Genomic DNA, 17,163 nt, shown 5'->3' with positions numbered 1-17,163 from the left:
GTGGCGGCCTATCTGAGCTTGAGGGTGGAAAGACCGACCAGCGCCAGGATGACGGCGATGATCCAGAAGCGGATCACCACCTGGCTTTCGGTCCAGCCGAGCTTTTCGAAATGATGGTGGATCGGCGCCATCAGGAACACGCGCTTGCCGGTCATCTTGAAGTAGCCGACCTGGATGATGACCGAGAGAATCTCGACCACGAACAGGCCGCCGACGATGACGAGCACGATCTCGTGCTTGGTGGCGACCGCGACCGTGCCGATCAGGCCGCCCATGGCCAGCGATCCGGTGTCGCCCATGAAGATCGCCGCGGGCGGCGCGTTGAACCAGAGAAAGCCGAGGCCGGCGCCGATGACCGCGCCAAGCACGACCGCCAGTTCACCAGTGCCAGGCACGAAATGGATCTGCAGATATTCGGCGAAAACCGCGTTGCCCGAGAGATAGGCGATGACGCCGAAGGACGCCGCCGCGATCATGATCGGCACGATCGCAAGGCCATCGAGGCCATCGGTCAGGTTCACCGCATTGCCGGCGCCGACGATGACGAAGCAGGAGAACGGAATGAAGAACCAGCCGAGGTTGATAATGAATTCCTTGGCGAAGGGGAATGTCAGCGACGACGAGAACGGCGCCTGGCCATTGTGCATGATCGCCCAGGCGGCGATGCCGGCGATAACGAATTCCAACGCAAGCCGCGCCTTGCCGGAGAAGCCGAGATGCGACTGCTTCGTCACCTTCAGATAGTCGTCGTAAAAGCCGATCGAGCCGAAGCCGAGTGTTACCAAAAGCACCACCCAGACATAGATGCTGGACAGGTTCGCCCATAAAAGCGACGAGCCGATGATGCCGGACAGGATCATCAGGCCGCCCATGGTCGGCGTGCCTGCCTTCTTGAAATGGGTCTGCGGCCCGTCGGCGCGGATCGGTTGGCCCTTGCCTTGCCTGAGCCGCAGCGAATTGATGATGGTCGGCCCGAAGATGAAGACGATCAGCGCCGAGGTGATCAGCGCCCCGCCGGTGCGGAACGTGATGTAGCGGAAGACATTGAAGACAGAGACCTTGTCCGCGAAATCGACCAGCAGTGTGAACATGCGCTTTCGTCCCCCGACTAGGTCTGGTTGCTTGTTGTCGTTTCAGCCGGAAATTTGCCCAGCAGCGCATCGACCAGTTTTGCAAAACCGATGCCCTTCGACGATTTGATCATCACCACGTCGCCCGGCTTCAGCGCGGCGAGCAGCACCGGCTTCAACTCCTCGACGCCGGCGCGGTATTCCGTCCTGATATCGTCCGGGAGCACTTCCGCCAGCGACCGCATTTCCGGGCCGCCGAGAAAGACCGTCCGCGTGCCCGTGCCGACGATGAGATCGGCAAGAGCGGCGTGCAGCTTGGCCGAGTGATCGCCGAGTTCGAGCATGTCGCCAAGCACGGCGATGCGCCTGCCCTCGCCCGTCACCGGTGTCGCGTTGAGCAGCGCCATCGCGGCCGCCATCGAGGCCGGATTCGCGTTGTAGCTCTCGTCGATCAGCGTGATCGAGCCACCGGCCCCGCCCGAAATCGGGCTCCCGGGATGCCGCAGCACGTGGCGCTTGCCGCGCCCGCGCTCGGCCGAGAGATCGGTCAGCGCCAATGCAACCTTGTCGAGATCGGCGCCAACGAGATGCGCGGCGCCAAGGACCGCCAGCACATTCTGCACCATGTGCCGGCCGGGCGCGCCGATACGGGCGATCATATCGTGGCCGCTGATCCGGGCGGCGATGTCGGAATGGTCGGCATGCAACTCGCACTTGACCAGCTTGAAGGTCGAGCGCGCATTCTCGCCGAAGCCATGGATATGCTCGACGCCGGCAGCCTGTGCCATCTTGTACAGCAGCTTGAAACGCGCATCGTCGCGGTTGAGGACGGCGGCACCATCGGGCTCCAAGCCCTCGAAAATCTCGGCCTTGGCCTTGGCGATCTCGTCCAGGTTGCGGAAGAAGCCAAGATGCGCGGCCGCGATCATGGTGACGATGGCGACATGCGGCCGCACCATCTTCACCAGCGGCCGGATCTCGTCGGGATGGTTCATGCCGATCTCGAACACGGCATAATCGCAATCGGCGGGCATGCGCGCCAAGGTCAGCGGCACGCCCCAATGGTTGTTGAAGGACTGCGCCGAGGCATGCACCTTGCCGACAGCCGAAAGCACGTGGCGCAGCGCCTCCTTGGTCGTGGTCTTGCCCGCCGAGCCGGTCACCGCGATGATCTTGGCTTGCGAGCGGGCGCGCGCCGCGACACCGAGCTTTTCCAGCGCAACCAGGACGTCGTCGACGACGATGATCGGCGCGGTCAACCGGCCAAGTGAGGGCAGCTTGCCTTCGGCCACCACCAGCACGCCGGCGCCGGCCTTGATGGCCGCGGTGACGAAGTCATGGCCGTCCATCGCCTCGCCCTTGATGGCAAAGAAAGCATCGCCCGGCTGCAGGCTGCGGCTGTCGATCGAAATGCCCGATATGCCTTCGGGCATGGGGCCGAGCGGCCGCCCGTCCGTGGCGGCAACCAGCGCTTCCGACGTCCACAGCAAGCTCATGCGGCATGCTCCCGGAGCGCGGCGCGCACTTCCTCGTGGTCGGAGAAATGCAGCGTTTCCGAGCCGATCGTCTGGCCTTCCTCATGACCCTTGCCGGCCACGATCAGCGTATCGCCGGCATGCAGCATGCCGACAGCCTCGTGGATAGCCTTGCGGCGGTCGCCGATCTCCATGGCGCCGGGCGCGGCCCCAAGAATGGCGGCGCGGATGGTTTCGGGCACTTCCGAGCGCGGATTGTCGTCGGTGACGATGACGACATCTGCAAGCCGTGTCGCGATCTCGCCCATGATCGGTCGTTTGCCACGGTCGCGGTCGCCACCACAGCCGAAGACGACCATGACACGGCCGGTGGTGAACGGACGCACCGAGGCCAGCACGTTCTCCAGCGCATCGGGCTTGTGCGCGTAATCGACATAGACCGGCGCGCCGCTCGCCGTGGTGCCGACGAGATCGAGCCGGCCCGGCGCCCCTTTCAATTTCTCCAATGCCGCCAAGGCTTTGGCGACAGGCGTTCCAGTGGAAATGGCCAGCCCCGCCGAAACCAGCGCATTCGCGATCTGGAAATCGCCGGCGAGCGGCAGGTCGATCTCCTGGATCACACCGTCGGCCTCGACCTCGGCACGCTGGCGATGACGCTCATGCTCGACCCGCTTCAGCCTGAGGAAATCGCCATGGCGGCCAACCGTCAGCACGTCGAGCCCGGCGGCCCGCGCCGCCTTTATCGTCGGCTCGGACCACGGATCGTCGGCGAAGACGACGGCGGGGGCGCCCTTCGGCAGCAACGTGTCGAACAGGCGCAATTTGGCGCGATGATAATCCTCGATCGTCGGATGGTAATCCATGTGGTCGCGGCCGAGATTGGTGAAGCCCCCGGCCGAGAGCTTCACCCCATCGAGGCGGCGCTGGTCGAGCCCGTGGCTGGAGGCCTCCATCGAAGCGTGGGTAACGCCGGCATCGGCCAATTCCCTGAGCAACCTGTGCAGGGCGACCGGATCGGGTGTCGTCAGCGAACCATATTCGTTGCGGCCGGGCGCGACCACGCCAGTGGTGCCGATCGAGGCGGCGGCGTATCCCGCCTGCTCCCAAATCTGCCTGGTGAAGGCGGCAACCGATGTCTTGCCGCTGGTGCCGGTAACCGCGACCATGGTTTGCGGCTGTTTGCCGAAGTAGCGGGCGGCACTCAACGCCAGTGCCAGGCGCGGATCATCGACCGCCAGCACCGGAACCGGCAAATCGGCAAGGGCGCTGCCTTTGCCCAGGACGATCATGGCGGCGCCACGCCGGGCCGCATCAGCGGCGTAGCTCGCGCCATCGGCCTTGGTTCCGGCAAGCGCGAAAAAGACGACGCCCGGTTTTACCTGGCGGGAATCGGACGAGATGCCGGTGACCTCCAGATCGGCGGAAGCTGTTCCTTCGACTGGCAGGATACCGGCTAGATCTTTGAGCTTCATCGAGTCCCGTTCACCGCAACAAAATAGCGCGCAGTTGCCGGCGCGCCCTAAGAATCACTGATAGGAAACCAGCGTTGCACCATTTTCATGGCTGAAATCTGGCTTCACGCCAAGCATGGCCGCTGAACGCCTGATGATATTGCCGGCCATAACCCCAGCATTGTTGGCGGCGACGTCGGTCATCCCAGGCTTTTCCGGATGCGGGGCGTCGGCGATCGTGAACACCAGATATTGCGGATCGTCCATCGGGAAGGCGGCGACGAAGGTGTTGAAATTCAACTCCTTCGAGTAACGGCCGTTGATGACCTTCTCGGCCGTTCCGGTCTTGCCGCCGACGCGGTAGCCGGGAACGCGGGCGTTTCTGGCCGAACCCTTCTCGGCGTTGAGCGTGTAGAGGTAGCGCATGCCCTCGACGGTTTTGTCGGCGACCACTTTCTTGGCTGCCGCCATCGCGTCCTCTTGGCTGCGGACCAGGAATGTCGGCTCCATCAGATATCCGCCATTGACCAGCGCCGCGCAGCCGACAGCCGCTTGCAGCGGCGTCGTCGACACGCCATGGCCGAAGGCGATGGTGAACGAGTTGACCTGCTTCCAGACTTTCGGCTCGGTCGGGCGGGCGACTTCGGGCAGTTCGGTCTGCATCTTCTCCAGAATGCCGAGGCGATGCAGGAATTCGCGGTGCGCCTCGATGCCGACCAGCTCTGCCTCCCTGGCCGATCCGATGTTGGACGAATAGAGGAACACCTCCGGCAACGACAGCACACGGTTCTTGCCGTGGAAATCGTGAATGGCCTGGTGGCCGACGCGGATTGGATGCGAAGCGTCGAAGCGGCTCGACATCGTCGCCTTGCCGGAATCGAGCGCCATGGCCGAGGTGAAGCTCTTGAACGTCGAGCCCATCTCATAGAGCCCCGCCGACATCCGGTTGAGCCGGTCTTTGTCCTGCGCATTGTAGGGATTGTTCGGATCGAAATCCGGCACCGAGGCCATGGCCACCACTTCGCCGGTCTTGACGTTGAGCACGACCGCGCCAGCGCCCATGGCGCGATAGCGTTCCAGGCCGGCGGCAATCTCGTCGCGCACCACATGCTGGACGCGCAGGTCGATCGAAAGCTTCACCGGCCTGAGATCCTTCGCCACCGCCAGGCCCGACGCCTGCAGGTCGCTCAGGCCCTGCTCATCGATATATTTCTCCATGCCGGAGATGCCCTGGTTGTCGATGTTGGTCAGGCCGACAACGTAGGACGAGGTTTCACCGCTCGGATAGAAACGGCGCTTTTCGGTGCGGAAGCCAAAGCCGGGAATGCCGAGCTGCATGATGTCGGCCTGCTGCTTGGGCGTCAGCTGCCGCTGCAGCCAGACGAAGCCGGCGCCGCTCTTCAGCTTGTGATAGGTCTGCTCGTAGTCGATTTCGGGCAGCACCGTCGACAGCTTCTCGATCGCCTCGTCGGCATCGACGATGCGGCGCGGCTCGGCGAACAGCGACGCCGTCTTGATGTCGGTGGCCAGCACTTCGCCGTTGCGGTCGACAATGTCAGGCCGCGAGGCGGTCACCCGGCTCTGCGGCCCGCCCGACAGGTCGGGTGTCTGGAAACCGAGATAGACCAGCCGCCCCGATATGGTCGAGAAGATGCCGAAGAACACCGCCATCGTCATCACGATGCGCGCCTTGCCCTTGCCGCCTGTCGCCTTGCGGGCGCCTTCGACCACGATCGATCTGTCCTCGCCCGTCCTGGCGCGCCTTACCGACGCGAAGCGCCTCAGCAGTTTGCCGATCATTGGGCGATGTCTCCGGTCACGACGGGATCCTTGTCGCCTGAAGGCACCTTGTCGGAATTGTCGGCCATGGCGCCCTGGCGCCCGTTCAGGATGTCCTGGATATCGAGGGCCTTGGCCGGCAGGTCGCCCAGGCCCACGATCTGGCGGGCACTGACCGGCTCCAGCGCGAGCTGCGATTTATAGAGTTCGGCCAGCTTCTGCAGGCGCGACGGCTGGGTGAGCAGGCTCCAGTCGGCCTTGAGCAGGTCGATCGTATCCTCCTCGTAGCGAATCTCGGCATGGATCTTCTGCACGGCTGCCAACTGGTCCTCGGCCTCGCGCTTGGCCTTGTAGGTCAGGGCCGCCGCCGAAACCATGACGGCGATCAGGACAATGTCGCTGGTACGAAACACGTGCTTACCTCTCCCCCGGCCGGTCGATGCCGGGAAGCTTTGGAAGGCCGAAAATCGAAAAATCGTCGCCGCGCGCCGGAGCCTCGGTGCGGATCGCGGCACGCAACCTGGCCGAGCGGGCGCGTGGGTTGGCCGCAACCTCGGCATCGCCTGCGGTCACCCCGCCACCAGCCTTGCGGAATGTCGCGGTGCGCGCCTGCGCCTCCGGCATGTGGCGCGAGCCGGTCATGGCGTCGGCGCGGTCGGCGATGAAGCGCTTGACGATGCGGTCTTCCAGCGAATGGAACGTCACCACGGCGAGCCGTCCACCGGGCTTCAGCGCGCGTTCGGCCGCGAACAGCGCCCTGGCCAGTTCGCCGAGCTCGTCATTGACGAAGATGCGCAGCGCCTGGAAGACGCGGGTCGCCGGATGGATCTTGTCCTTCGGCGCGCGTCCAATATGGGTTTCGATCGCATCGGCGAGTTCGAGCGTGCGCTCGAATGGGCGTTTTTCCCTGCGCGCCTCGATCATGCGCGCGATGCGGCCGGCGTGACGCTCTTCGCCGAGGAAGCCGAAGATGCGGGCAAGGTCGCCCGGCTTGAAACTGTTGACGACATCGGCAGCACTCAGGCCCGCCTGCGCCATGCGCATGTCGAGCGGTCCGTCGTTGCGGAAGGAAAAGCCGCGCTCGGCCTGGTCGAGCTGCATGGAGGAAACGCCGATGTCGAGCACGACGCCATCGACGCTTTCGACGTGCTCGTCGAGCGTCGAGAACGGCGCCTGCACCAGCTTCAGCCGGCCGCCGGATTGCGCCTCGAGGTCGCGGCCGGCCGCGATGGCATCCGGATCGCGGTCGATGGCAATCACGGACGCGCCTGCCGCCAGGATGGCCTTGGTGTAGCCGCCGGCGCCGAACGTGCCGTCGATGACGATGTCGCCCTCCGCCGGCGCCAGCGCTTCCAGCACTTCGCCAAGGAGGACCGGAATGTGGCGGACCGATCCGCCAACGGCGTTGATATCATCGCCGTGGCCCACCGTCATTCCGGTCGCTCCCCAGCCTTGGCCTCGCGAGCCTTCGTCCCCTGCCGAAGCTGCAAAAGCCTGGCACGCGCCTGCGCGCCGTAGGTCGCAAGCCGTCCCGGCTCCCAGATCTGAAAGAAATTGCCGCGCCCGACAAAGGCCACCTCCGCGGAAATGCCGGCATGTTCGCGAATGAAATCGGTCATGGTGATGCGGCCGTCCTGGTCGAGTTTCAGGAACGCTCCGTCGCCATGGCAGAAGAACGACATGTCGTCCGCAGCCTGCAGGAACGGGTCTTCCCGCGCGATGCGTTGTTCGTAGCGATCGAGCAGATCGAGCCCGCCGACATCCATCGCCGGCAGATCCAGGCACCGCAGCGCATAGAGTTCCGAATAGCCGCGCTTCTGCACCACGGCACGGAAATGCGCCGGAACGGACACCCGTCCCTTCGCATCGATCCTGCTCACCGTGTTCGACAGAAACCGGTCCATCACACGTTGCAGCCGCCTGCGCGGCCGCACCCCTCTTCATCGTGTCGCACGCGCCACCGCAGCGCTGCGTCTGCCCCGCACCAACCTCGTCCACACGGGCAAAAAACGGCAAACGCGCAGCCGCCGCGGCTGCCCGATTGGCGTACGCTTTACCCTGACGCGGAACGAAGGCTTTGATGTCGAAATGGGATACCATGGGGCACTATGGGCGTCAACGGGAATAGGCTTCACAAACATGCGCATCACGGCGACGAGAAGGCTTTGACGGCACGTCTCGTCTTTATGGTCTATTAAGCCTAACGAACCGTTTAGAGCCTCGCTGGTCTAACTGGAGACGCCTTGCCGCGAGCCGCGGCCGGGCATAGCGTCTCCCCATATCACCGATCGCCAAGGGATTTGAAACTCGATGTCTGAAACTGCCAAATCGCGCGCCGCGGCCCTTCCCCATTTGCGTCGCAGCGGGTTTGCCATGGGCGATTCCATTCCCCTGCCACTGACCATGGCCGCCATCTTCCATGCACCGGGCGATGCCACCGGCTTCAACCAGTACGGCCGTTTCAGCAACCCGACCTGGGATGCCGTCGAACACATGTTGTCCCATTTGGAAGACGCGCCCTGCGTCGGCTTTCCCTCGGGAATGGCAGCGATCTCGGCGGCATTCTTTGCCATGCTCAAGGCCGGCGACCATGTCCTGCTGCCTTCGGACGGTTATCACACCACCAGGGCGCTGGCTGATCGCTTCCTGCAACCGCTCGGTGTCTCCTACGATGTCCGGCCGACATCGACTTTCCTTGACGGCGGTTTTGCGGGCTATCGCCTGGCCTTCGTCGAAACGCCGGCCAATCCGGGGCTGGACATCTGCGATATCGCCGCTGTCGCCGAAGCCGTCCACAAGGCCGGCGCGCTGCTGGTGGTCGACAACACGACGATGACGCCCTTCGGCCAGCGCCCTCTCGATCACGGCGCCGATATCGTTGTCGCCGCCGACACCAAGGCACCCAATGGCCATTCCGACGTGCTGTTCGGACATGTTGCCAGCCGCAATGCGGATATCATCGCCGCCGTGACCGGCTGGCGCGAGGTCTCGGGCAGCATCCCCGGGCCGTTCGAAGCCTGGCTGGTGCATCGCGGCCTGGAAACATTGGATGTGCGCTTCGACCGCATGTGTTCGTCGGCGGAAGTGATCGCGCGGCGCCTGCAAGGCCACCGGGCGATCAACGGCCTGCGCTATCCCGGCCTCGAAGGCGATCCCTCGCACAATCTTGCCCGCGCCCAGATGGAGCGCTTCGGCTTCCTCATCTCCTTCGAACTCGCTTCCGAGCAGAAAGCCGAGGATTTCATCAACAATTGCGACCTGATGCAGGCCGCAACCTCCTTCGGCGGCGTCCACACCTCGGCCGAGCGGCGCTTGAAGCGAGGCGACGCGGTTCCGGCTGGCTTCGTTCGCCTGTCGGTCGGTTGTGAGCCCGTGGAAGAACTCTGGAAGGCGATCGAGGCCTCGCTGGACAGGATCAGCGACTGACAAATCGACCACGAGCGGGTCAGCGTTTGATGGGATCGCTGAACCGCCCTAACTCCTTGTTTTACGCAATTACGCGATTCCGCAAAGCACTAGCGCTTCTCCTGGATTGCTTAGGAGCCGAGGTCATTGGCTTCGATGTTACGACGACCATGCAGCACGCGAAGAACTTCGATCGCATCACCGCCGACCCGGTACAAGGTGAGATATTCGCCGACAATCAGATGGCGGATACCCGGCGCAATGTCGTCGCGTGGCGCACCTGAGAAGGGATAAGTCGACAATTGCTGCCATCTTGCCGCTAAACGATCAAGCAACCGGTCCGCTGCTGCCTCGTTGTTGCCCGCAATATGAAGCCAGATCGCAACCAAATCCTCTTCCGCACGAGCGCTGCGGTCGATTGGCAGCAACTTCATGCCGCGTCGTCAGATCGCAGACGCCTGCGGGCCTCCGCCTTGATTTCGTCCATCGAGGCAAACCGACCAGGCCCGCTGTCGATCCCCTCCTGCACCAGCTTGCGCAGTTCCTCAACCGTGTAGCCCATCAGGTCGCGGCGGTCCTTCCATTGCCTCAACGCATCGCGGATCACCTCGCTCGCCGAAGCGTATTCTCCAGCCGCGACCACATCGTCGACGGCCTGAGCCAACTCCGGCGAAAGCGTGATGCTGCGTTTGTCGACCTGACCCACGATAGGCTCCTGATGATGAGCCGTGATGGTACGATTTAATCGCACCAGTTTCAAGAAAAGTCGGCGGATATCTCTGTCTTGCGGCGGGGCAAATGAGCGCCATGCGTTGAATCAGAAGCTGCGCCCATGGGCGTAACCTTCTGGCACCAAAGGCTTTATCCCAGATGTCGTGGAGAGGAACTGCCAGCTGGCCTGTAAGCCGGGTTTTGTATGGCCCTCGCCCCTTGCGAGGCGAGAACGTGGCGGCCATTCATCTTGGGCGCATGTTGCCATGCGCCTCACGCAACCTACCCGGACGGTGGGCCGGAAACAGCCCTCGAGGGTTCCCCCTCGCACCGCCCCTATTCGGTCTTGCTCCCGGTGGGGTTTACCGTGCCGCTCCTGTTGCCAGTCGCGCGGTGGGCTCTTACCCCACCCTTTCACCCTTACCCCGACAAAGTCGTGGCGGTTTGCTTTCTGTGGCACTTTCCCTGGGGTCGCCCCCGCCGGCCATTAACCGGCACCGTGTTTCCATGGAGCCCGGACTTTCCTCACCCGCGGCCTTTCGGCGTTTGCGGGTGCGGCCGCCCGGCCAGCTGGCAGGGCGTATAAAGGGGTTCACACCGCAAAACGCAACCGAAAAAGCCGTCGTGCCCGGTTCTTGTCAAGCCGGTGCGCCGACAGCCGCCAACTGGACCTTGACCTTGCTGCAATAGGCCGCCGAAACCGGGTTCATGCGGGTGGCGCCATGGCCGGCATTGTATTTCAGGATGGTGCCGCAGGTCGTGCCGCCGCCGAGGTCGCGCGCCATGGCGAGGTACTTCATGCCGTATTTGATGTTGGTGTCGGGATCGAACAGGCCCTTGGCCGACCCGCTGTAACCCATCATGCGCGCGGTTGCCGGCTTGATCTGCATCAATCCGATCTCGCCGGCGCCGCCGACCATGTTCGGCCGGTAGTTGCTTTCGATCTTGATCACGGCCTGGGCCAGCGACACCGGAACCCCGTAGGTAGCCGCGTAGCGGCCGACAATCGCGGAATACTGGCCACCGCTCGTCACCGCTGCGGTCGCCGCAGCGACGTTGCCGAGACCGATCGATGCCGTCGTCGTCATGTCCACGGTTTTGCGGCCGCGCTTTGTCTGCCTCTTGGCGGAGGATTTCCCTGCCCCGGTCTTACTTGCCTTGGTCCCACTTGCCTTGGCCCAGCTTGCCTTTTCCACTTTCGCGGAAACCTGCTTCGTCGTCTTGTTGCTTTTGGCCGAAATGGCCTTGCCTTTGGCGGATGCCGCGACGAGGCCCTGGTCGGCCCGTGGGCTTAACGGCGCGGCGTCGGCCGCACTGAAGGCAAAACTCATTACCCCGGCAGCAAGAGCTGCCGTTAAAACGGTCAATTTCTGCATGTGATCCTGTTCTGTTGGGGCCGCGCGAAGATCTTCGCGGGGCATCGCTTGATCAATATCGGAACACCCGGGGGGATGGACGTCCGACAAACTGTACGGAACGCCCTTTGAAGTCCGATTTGGAGTCAATGAAGGCGAGGCAAGTCACTTTCAGTGACAGTTTGTAACTTTATGACCAGGGAGGATTACTTGGACCGGCTCTTGACCTGAGGTCAATTCCTCACGGAAGCAAGCAGTTTCTGCAGCGTGCGCATCGTCGAGCCGTCGGCGATTCCGTCGATCCGGCGCGGTCGAAAATGCCGTTGAAAGGCCTCAACGACAATTCGTGTCCGGTCGTCGAAAATGCCCGATATCTCGACGCCATAGCCATAAAGCGACAGCATCGACTGCAGCGTCTCCACATCGGCACCGCGGTCACCGGACTTCAGCGCGGCTCCGCGCCTGACGGGAGCGGCCGGCACGAGATGACCGACACCGGCCTTAAACAGCGCGGCCCATGGGAACTTCTCGCCGGGATCGATCTTGCGCCCCGGCGCCACGTCGGAGTGCGCCAGCACCCGCTGGGGGGTAATCGCGTGCCGCGCGACAATCCCTCTGCACAGCTCGATGACCGCCGTGATCTGACGTTGCGGAAAGCCGGGATAGCCCAGTGAATGGCCGGGATTGACGATTTCGATGCCGATCGAGCAGGAATTGATGTCGGTGCGTCCGAACCAGGAACTCTGGCCGGCATGCCAGGCGCGATCGCTTTCCCGCACCATCTGCACGACGTGACCATTCTCATGGACGAGATAATGCGACGAGACTTCACTCGCCGGATCGCACAGCCAGGCTTCGGCCGCGGCCCCGGTGGCCATGCCCGTGTAGTGCAGCACAATCATGTCGGGCTTCTGCGCGTCGCGCCTTGGCCCGAAATTCGGCGATACCCTGACCTCGGCGCTTGGCTCGTCGGGCAGGAAGCCGCTCATGCGTGCCGCAGACCCCGCTCGATCATCTCGTAGGCGGCGTTGATCGCCGCGACCCTGGTCGTCGCGATCTTGATGAATTCCTGCGGCAGCCCGCGCGCGATCAGGCGATCCGGGTGGTTGTCCGACACCAGCTTGCGATAGCGTTTCCTGACCTCCTCGAACGGCTTGCCCCGCTCGATGCCGAGGACGACATAGGGGTCGCCGGCACCAAGATTGACGTGCCGCGCCATGATCGATTCGTAATGCGTCTCGTCAATACGGAAGATCTCGGCGATACGGTGCAGGAAGATGCCTTCGCGCTCATGCACCAACCCATCGGCCTTGGCGATGTGGAACAGGCCATCGAGTATGTCTTCCAACATCACGCAATTGGAGTGCCCGGAGCCGCAGAGCTGCGCCATGCGCTCGGCATAGGTCTCGAAACCGGCCACATCCCGCTGGGCCAGATCGAACAGCCGCGCGACGTTGCGCGTCTCCTTCGGCGGCACTTCGAAAATTTCCTGGAAGGCGCGCACCTCATCCTGGGTGACGATACCGTCGGCCTTGGCCATCTTGGCCGACAGCGCGATCATCGCCACCGAGAAGGCGACGCGGCGGCGCAGGTCGGCATCGCCGGAGAAAACCGTGCGCACAGCTTCAACCACGTCGGCGACGCCTGACGTGGTTGAAGACGAAACCCGCGTGATGAAGTCGCCGAGGCGGTCCCAAATCGACATGGCCAGCTTCATAGAGCCAACCGGTCCCCGCTATCAAGCCAATAACGGCCACTCTCTATCGGGTCCGTGGCCACCGACGATCCACGGTCCCGAGCGCGGTCTCCACGAGAAAGGCCGGCATGAAGCCGGCCTTCCTCCCAAGACACCTACTGCTTACAAACTACTGCGCGGGCGCAGGAGCGGGCGTTGCCGGAGCCGGCTCGGCAGGCTTGGTCGAATTATCGGCCGGGGCCGCAGGCTTCATCGGCTGCTCGGCAGCCGGCGGATTGGTGCTCTGCGTGGTGGTGTTGTCAGTGCCTGTGCCACTGTCGCTGCAGGCGGCAACGCCCAGCAGGGCCAGGGCGGACACCGAAGCAAGAATGAGCTTTTTCATTACGTCTCTCCTTCAACACACGTTCACGTTGCGGTGAACGGTCGAAGGAGAAATGCCCCGGCCGGCCATGGGTTTCATAACGTTGCGTTTCCGCCTGTAACATCAATGGCATGCAGGCGACATTGCTGCCGGCGCTTGGGCGCTTTAACAACGATAACGAAAACGAATACCGGAGACAGCCGCATGACCGCGAAATGGGATTTCTGGATCGATCGCGGCGGCACCTTCACCGATATTATCGGCCGTGACCCGCAAGGCGGGCTGCATCCGCGCAAATTGCTGTCGGAGAATCCTGAGGCCTATGCCGATGCGGCCATTCAGGGCATCCGCGACCTGCTCGACCTTGAACCGGCCGCCGCGATCCCGTCCAGCCTGATCGGCGACATCAAGATGGGCACGACCGTGGCCACCAACGCCCTCCTGGAGCGCAAGGGCGACCGCGTGTTGTTGCTCATCACCAAGGGGTTTCGCGATGCGTTAGGGATTGCGTACCAGGCGCGACCGGACATCTTCGCCAAGGAGATCATCCTTCCCGAACAGCTCTATGAGCGCGTCATCGAGGTCGACGAGCGTGTGCTCGCCGACGGCCGCGTCGAACGGCTGCTCGACATATCAGCCTGCCGGCCGGCCATAGAACAAGCGAAAGCCGATGGCATCGATGCGGTGGCGATCGTCTTCATGCATGCCTGGAAATATCCCGATCACGAGAAGGCGGTGGCCAAGGTCTGCCGCAAGCTTGGTTTCGGACAGGTCTCGGTCAGCCACGAGGTCTCGCCGCTGATCAAGCTGGTCGGCCGCGGCGACACCGCGGTGGTCGACGCCTATCTGTCGCCGATCCTGTCGCGCTATGTGCAAAGGGTGGCGGGAGAACTGGGGGTGGCGGGAGAACCGGGTGCGGCGGGAAAAAACGACGAATCCCCTCGCCTGATGTTCATGATGTCTTCTGGCGGGCTCACCGCCGCCGACATGTTCCAGGGCAAGGACGCATTGCTGTCGGGCCCGGCCGGCGGCGTGGTCGGCATGGTCGAGACGGCGAAGCTCGCCGGTTTCGACAAGGTCATCGGCTTCGACATGGGCGGCACGTCCACCGACGTCGCCCACTATGACGGCGAGTATGAACGGGCCTTCGACACGGAAGTCGCCGGTGTGCGCGTCCGCGCGCCGATGATGCGCATCCACACGGTCGCCGCCGGCGGCGGCTCGATCCTGCACTACGAGGCCGGGCGTTTCCGCGTCGGACCGGACTCCGCGGGCGCCAATCCCGGCCCCGCCGCCTACCGGCGCGGCGGCCCGTTGGCGGTGACCGATGCCAATGTGATGCTCGGCAAGCTGCAGCCCGACTTCTTCCCGTCGATCTTCGGTTCCAGCCAGGACGCGCCGCTCGACGCGGAAACCGTGCATGCGAAATTCGCGGCACTTGCCGCTGAGATCGGCGATGGCCGGCCGCCCGAATCGGTCGCCGAGGGCTTCGTCACCATCGCGGTCGAGAACATGGCCAACGCGATCAAGAAGATTTCCGTGCAGCGCGGCTACGACGTCACCGAATACCTCCTGAACTGCTTCGGCGGCGCCGGCGGACAGCACGCGTGCCTGGTCGCGGACGCGCTTGGCATGGAGGCCGTGCTGATCCATCCCTTCTCCGGCCTGCTTTCGGCCTATGGCATCGGCTTGGCCTCGGTGTTCGCCTCGCGCCAGCAGGCGCTGCTCAAGCCGCTCGCCGAAGAGTCCAGAACGGAGATTGGCGGCCTCGTCGCCACCTTGAAAAAGGCCGTTATCGCGGAGCTGGCGGCGCAAGGCATCGCCGAGGACGTGGTTGCCACCAGGCCGGTGCTGCACATTCGCTATGACGGCACCGATACGACGCTGCCGGTAAATTTTGAGAACGACTCGATTTTCCAAGCAAAGCGCGATTTCGAAATCGCCCACAAAGCGCAATTCGGTTTCGTCTATGACGACAAGCCGATGATGGTCGAGACCGTCGGCGTCGAGGGCACCGAAACCGGCCAGACCAACGCCGAAGCCCATGCGCCTGCCGGACCGGCAAGGGTCCATCCAGCCGCTTCCGAGACCCGGCTAATCTACACGGAAGGCCAGTGGCATGAAGCTGGCGTCTACCGTCGCGAGACCCTCGGACCGTCCTATCTGGTCGCCGGCCCCGCCTTGATCATCGAGCCAAACCAGACCATCGTCGTCGAGCCGGGCTGGCGGGCCGAAATCACCAACCTCAATCACGTCGTTATACGCCGCACGGAAAAGAAAGCGCGCGCCGCTGCCCTGGGCACGCAAGCCGATCCGGTGATGCTCGAAGTCTTCAACAATCTCTTCATGTCGATCGCCGAGCAGATGGGCGTGACGCTGCAGAACACCGCCTATTCCGTCAACATCAAGGAAAGGCTGGATTTTTCCTGCGCCGTCTTCGACCACACCGGGGCGCTGGTCGCCAATGCGCCGCACATGCCGGTGCATCTCGGCTCCATGGACCGTTCGGTCGAAACCATCATCCGGCTGAACTCCGGCGACATCCACCCCGGCGACGTCTTTGCCTTGAATGCCCCCTATAATGGCGGCACGCATCTGCCCGACATCACCGTGGTGACGCCGGTGTTCGACGACATCAGGAAAAACATCCTCTTCTGGGCGGCCTCGCGCGGCCACCATGCCGACATTGGCGGCACCGCCCCGGGCTCGATGACGCCGCTCGCCACCACGGTCGACGAGGAAGGCGTTCTGTTCGACAATTTCCGCATCGTTGACCGCGGAAAATTCCGCGAGACGGAGCTGCATACGCTGCTCACCGACCATCGCTACCCCGCCCGCAATCCGCACCAGAACATCGCCGATCTCAAGGCACAGATTGCCGCCAACGAGAAGGGTGTCGCCGAACTGCGCAAGATGGTCTCCCATTTCGGGCTTGATGTCGTCGAGGCCTATATGGGCCATGTCCAGGACAATGCCGCCGAGAGCGTGCGCCGGGTGCTGGAGCGGCTGCCGGACACGTCGGAATATGAATATCCGACCGATACCGGCCAGGTCATCAAGGTGAAGATCACGGTCGATCGCCAAAGGCGCGAGGCGACCGTCGACTTCACCGGCACGTCGCCTGTCATGAAGAACAATTTCAACGCCCCTGAGCCGGTGGCGCGCGCGGCCGTGCTCTACGCCTTCCGCGTCATGGTCGAGGACATGATCCCGATGAATGCCGGCTGCCTCAGGCCGATCAACATCGTCATTCCCGACGGCTGCATGCTGAAGCCCGCCTATCCTGCCGCCGTCGTCGCCGGCAATGTCGAGACCTCGCAGCACGTAACCAATGCGCTGTTCGGCGCCATGGGCGCGATGGCCAATGCGCAGGGCACGATGAACAACCTGACTTTCGGCAACAAGAAGTACCAATATTACGAGACCATCTGTTCCGGCTCGCCGGCCGGCCATATGAACTCCGGCCGCGGCTTTGCCGGCACCTCCGGCGTGCACACCCATATGACCAATTCGCGCCTAACCGATCCGGAGGTGCTTGAACTGCGCTTTCCCGTGGTGCTGGAGGATTTTCACATCCGCGAAGGCTCGGGCGGCAAGGGCAAATGGAACGCTGGCGACGGCACCAAACGCACCATCCGCTTCCTCGAGAAAATGGAATGCGCCATCCTGTCCTCGCACCGCAACCGCCCGCCACGGGGGCTGGATGGCGGCGACGACGGCGAAGTCGGCTCGACCAAGGTCCGCCGCAACGACGGCACGGTCGAGGTGCTGAAGGCCTGCGACCAGACCGTGCTCGACGCTGGCGAGGCGGTGATCGTGACGACGCCGACGCCGGGCGGGTTTGGAAAGCTGTAAGGGAG

The 17,163-nt window shown here is 63.5% G+C and carries 15 protein-coding genes and 1 other RNA gene; 2 read left to right on the top strand and 14 right to left on the bottom strand.

Annotated features, from left to right (window positions below; translation table 11 throughout):
- Nucleotides 1-8: 8 nt before the first annotated feature.
- From mraY to mraZ, 7 genes are read right to left on the bottom strand one after another with little or no spacing between them, the layout of a single operon-like run.
- Nucleotides 9-1,091, bottom strand: coding sequence for a phospho-N-acetylmuramoyl-pentapeptide-transferase (gene mraY, locus FJ943_RS25750; RefSeq protein WP_015317207.1), 1,083 nt, complete (start codon nt 1,089-1,091; stop codon nt 9-11).
- Between the two features lie 17 nt (nt 1,092-1,108).
- The gene (locus FJ943_RS25745) at nt 1,109-2,566 is read right to left on the bottom strand and encodes a UDP-N-acetylmuramoylalanyl-D-glutamyl-2,6-diaminopimelate--D-alanyl-D-alanine ligase (protein WP_140726110.1); all 1,458 of its coding nucleotides are present in this window, start codon (nt 2,564-2,566) and stop codon (nt 1,109-1,111) included.
- Nucleotides 2,563-4,017 carry a UDP-N-acetylmuramoyl-L-alanyl-D-glutamate--2,6-diaminopimelate ligase gene (locus FJ943_RS25740; protein ID WP_140726107.1) on the bottom strand — a complete coding sequence of 485 codons (1,455 nt, stop codon included), beginning with the start codon at nt 4,015-4,017 and terminating at the stop codon, nt 2,563-2,565. Before FJ943_RS25740 ends, FJ943_RS25745 begins: the two co-directional genes overlap by 4 nt.
- 54 nt (nt 4,018-4,071) lie before the next feature.
- Nucleotides 4,072-5,796, bottom strand: coding sequence for a penicillin-binding protein 2 (locus FJ943_RS25735; protein WP_140726104.1), 1,725 nt, complete (start codon nt 5,794-5,796; stop codon nt 4,072-4,074).
- Nucleotides 5,793-6,188 (bottom strand): hypothetical protein, encoded by a 396-nt coding sequence (locus FJ943_RS25730; protein ID WP_140726101.1) that lies wholly within the window; start codon nt 6,186-6,188, stop codon nt 5,793-5,795. The genes FJ943_RS25735 and FJ943_RS25730 overlap by 4 nt, the downstream gene beginning before the upstream one ends.
- Before the next feature lie 4 nt (nt 6,189-6,192).
- Nucleotides 6,193-7,209 (bottom strand): 16S rRNA (cytosine(1402)-N(4))-methyltransferase RsmH, encoded by a 1,017-nt coding sequence (rsmH, locus tag FJ943_RS25725; RefSeq protein ID WP_140726098.1) that lies wholly within the window; start codon nt 7,207-7,209, stop codon nt 6,193-6,195.
- Entirely contained in the window at nt 7,206-7,679 is a 474-nt protein-coding gene (gene mraZ, locus FJ943_RS25720) for a division/cell wall cluster transcriptional repressor MraZ (protein ID WP_140615622.1), read from the bottom strand. The genes rsmH and mraZ overlap by 4 nt, the downstream gene beginning before the upstream one ends.
- A gap of 406 nt (nt 7,680-8,085) precedes the next feature.
- Here mraZ and FJ943_RS25715 point away from each other — a divergent pair, with 406 nt between their 5' ends.
- Nucleotides 8,086-9,201 (top strand): cystathionine gamma-lyase, encoded by a 1,116-nt coding sequence (locus tag FJ943_RS25715; RefSeq protein WP_140615620.1) that lies wholly within the window; start codon nt 8,086-8,088, stop codon nt 9,199-9,201.
- A gap of 110 nt (nt 9,202-9,311) precedes the next feature.
- On the opposite strand, the gene FJ943_RS25710 is transcribed toward FJ943_RS25715, so the two are convergent.
- The 7 genes from FJ943_RS25710 to FJ943_RS25680 form a co-directional block, all read right to left on the bottom strand.
- Nucleotides 9,312-9,614, bottom strand: a complete 303-nt coding sequence (locus FJ943_RS25710; protein ID WP_140726094.1) for a type II toxin-antitoxin system RelE/ParE family toxin — start codon at nt 9,612-9,614, stop codon at nt 9,312-9,314.
- Nucleotides 9,611-9,886 (bottom strand): type II toxin-antitoxin system ParD family antitoxin, encoded by a 276-nt coding sequence (locus FJ943_RS25705; protein WP_140615618.1) that lies wholly within the window; start codon nt 9,884-9,886, stop codon nt 9,611-9,613. The genes FJ943_RS25710 and FJ943_RS25705 overlap by 4 nt, the downstream gene beginning before the upstream one ends.
- Nucleotides 9,887-10,065: 179 nt before the next feature.
- Nucleotides 10,066-10,465: RNase P RNA component class A (gene rnpB, locus FJ943_RS25700), an RNA gene on the bottom strand.
- 64 nt (nt 10,466-10,529) lie between these two features.
- The gene (locus tag FJ943_RS25695) at nt 10,530-11,267 is read right to left on the bottom strand and encodes a transglycosylase SLT domain-containing protein (protein WP_140615616.1); all 738 of its coding nucleotides are present in this window, start codon (nt 11,265-11,267) and stop codon (nt 10,530-10,532) included.
- Between the two features lie 212 nt (nt 11,268-11,479).
- Complete coding sequence (locus tag FJ943_RS25690) at nt 11,480-12,235, bottom strand: N-acetylmuramoyl-L-alanine amidase (RefSeq protein WP_140726091.1); 756 nt, start codon at nt 12,233-12,235, stop codon at nt 11,480-11,482.
- Complete coding sequence (locus tag FJ943_RS25685; protein WP_041163805.1) at nt 12,232-12,951, bottom strand: DnaJ family molecular chaperone; 720 nt, start codon at nt 12,949-12,951, stop codon at nt 12,232-12,234. Before FJ943_RS25685 ends, FJ943_RS25690 begins: the two co-directional genes overlap by 4 nt.
- A gap of 160 nt (nt 12,952-13,111) precedes the next feature.
- On the bottom strand, nt 13,112-13,324 hold the full coding sequence (locus tag FJ943_RS25680) for a hypothetical protein (RefSeq protein WP_015317194.1): 213 nt from the start codon (nt 13,322-13,324) through the stop codon (nt 13,112-13,114).
- A gap of 183 nt (nt 13,325-13,507) precedes the next feature.
- On the opposite strand from FJ943_RS25680, the gene FJ943_RS25675 reads away from it, so the two are divergent.
- Nucleotides 13,508-17,158 (top strand): hydantoinase B/oxoprolinase family protein, encoded by a 3,651-nt coding sequence (locus tag FJ943_RS25675; protein WP_140726088.1) that lies wholly within the window; start codon nt 13,508-13,510, stop codon nt 17,156-17,158.
- The last annotated feature ends 5 nt before the right edge of the window (nt 17,159-17,163 follow it).

The sequence above is a fragment of the Mesorhizobium sp. B2-3-10 genome (assembly GCF_006442275.1).
GTDB lineage: Bacteria > Pseudomonadota > Alphaproteobacteria > Rhizobiales > Rhizobiaceae > Mesorhizobium > Mesorhizobium australicum.
Note: the sequence above shows the minus strand (reverse complement) of the source record. Positions and strands in the feature narration are given on the sequence as shown.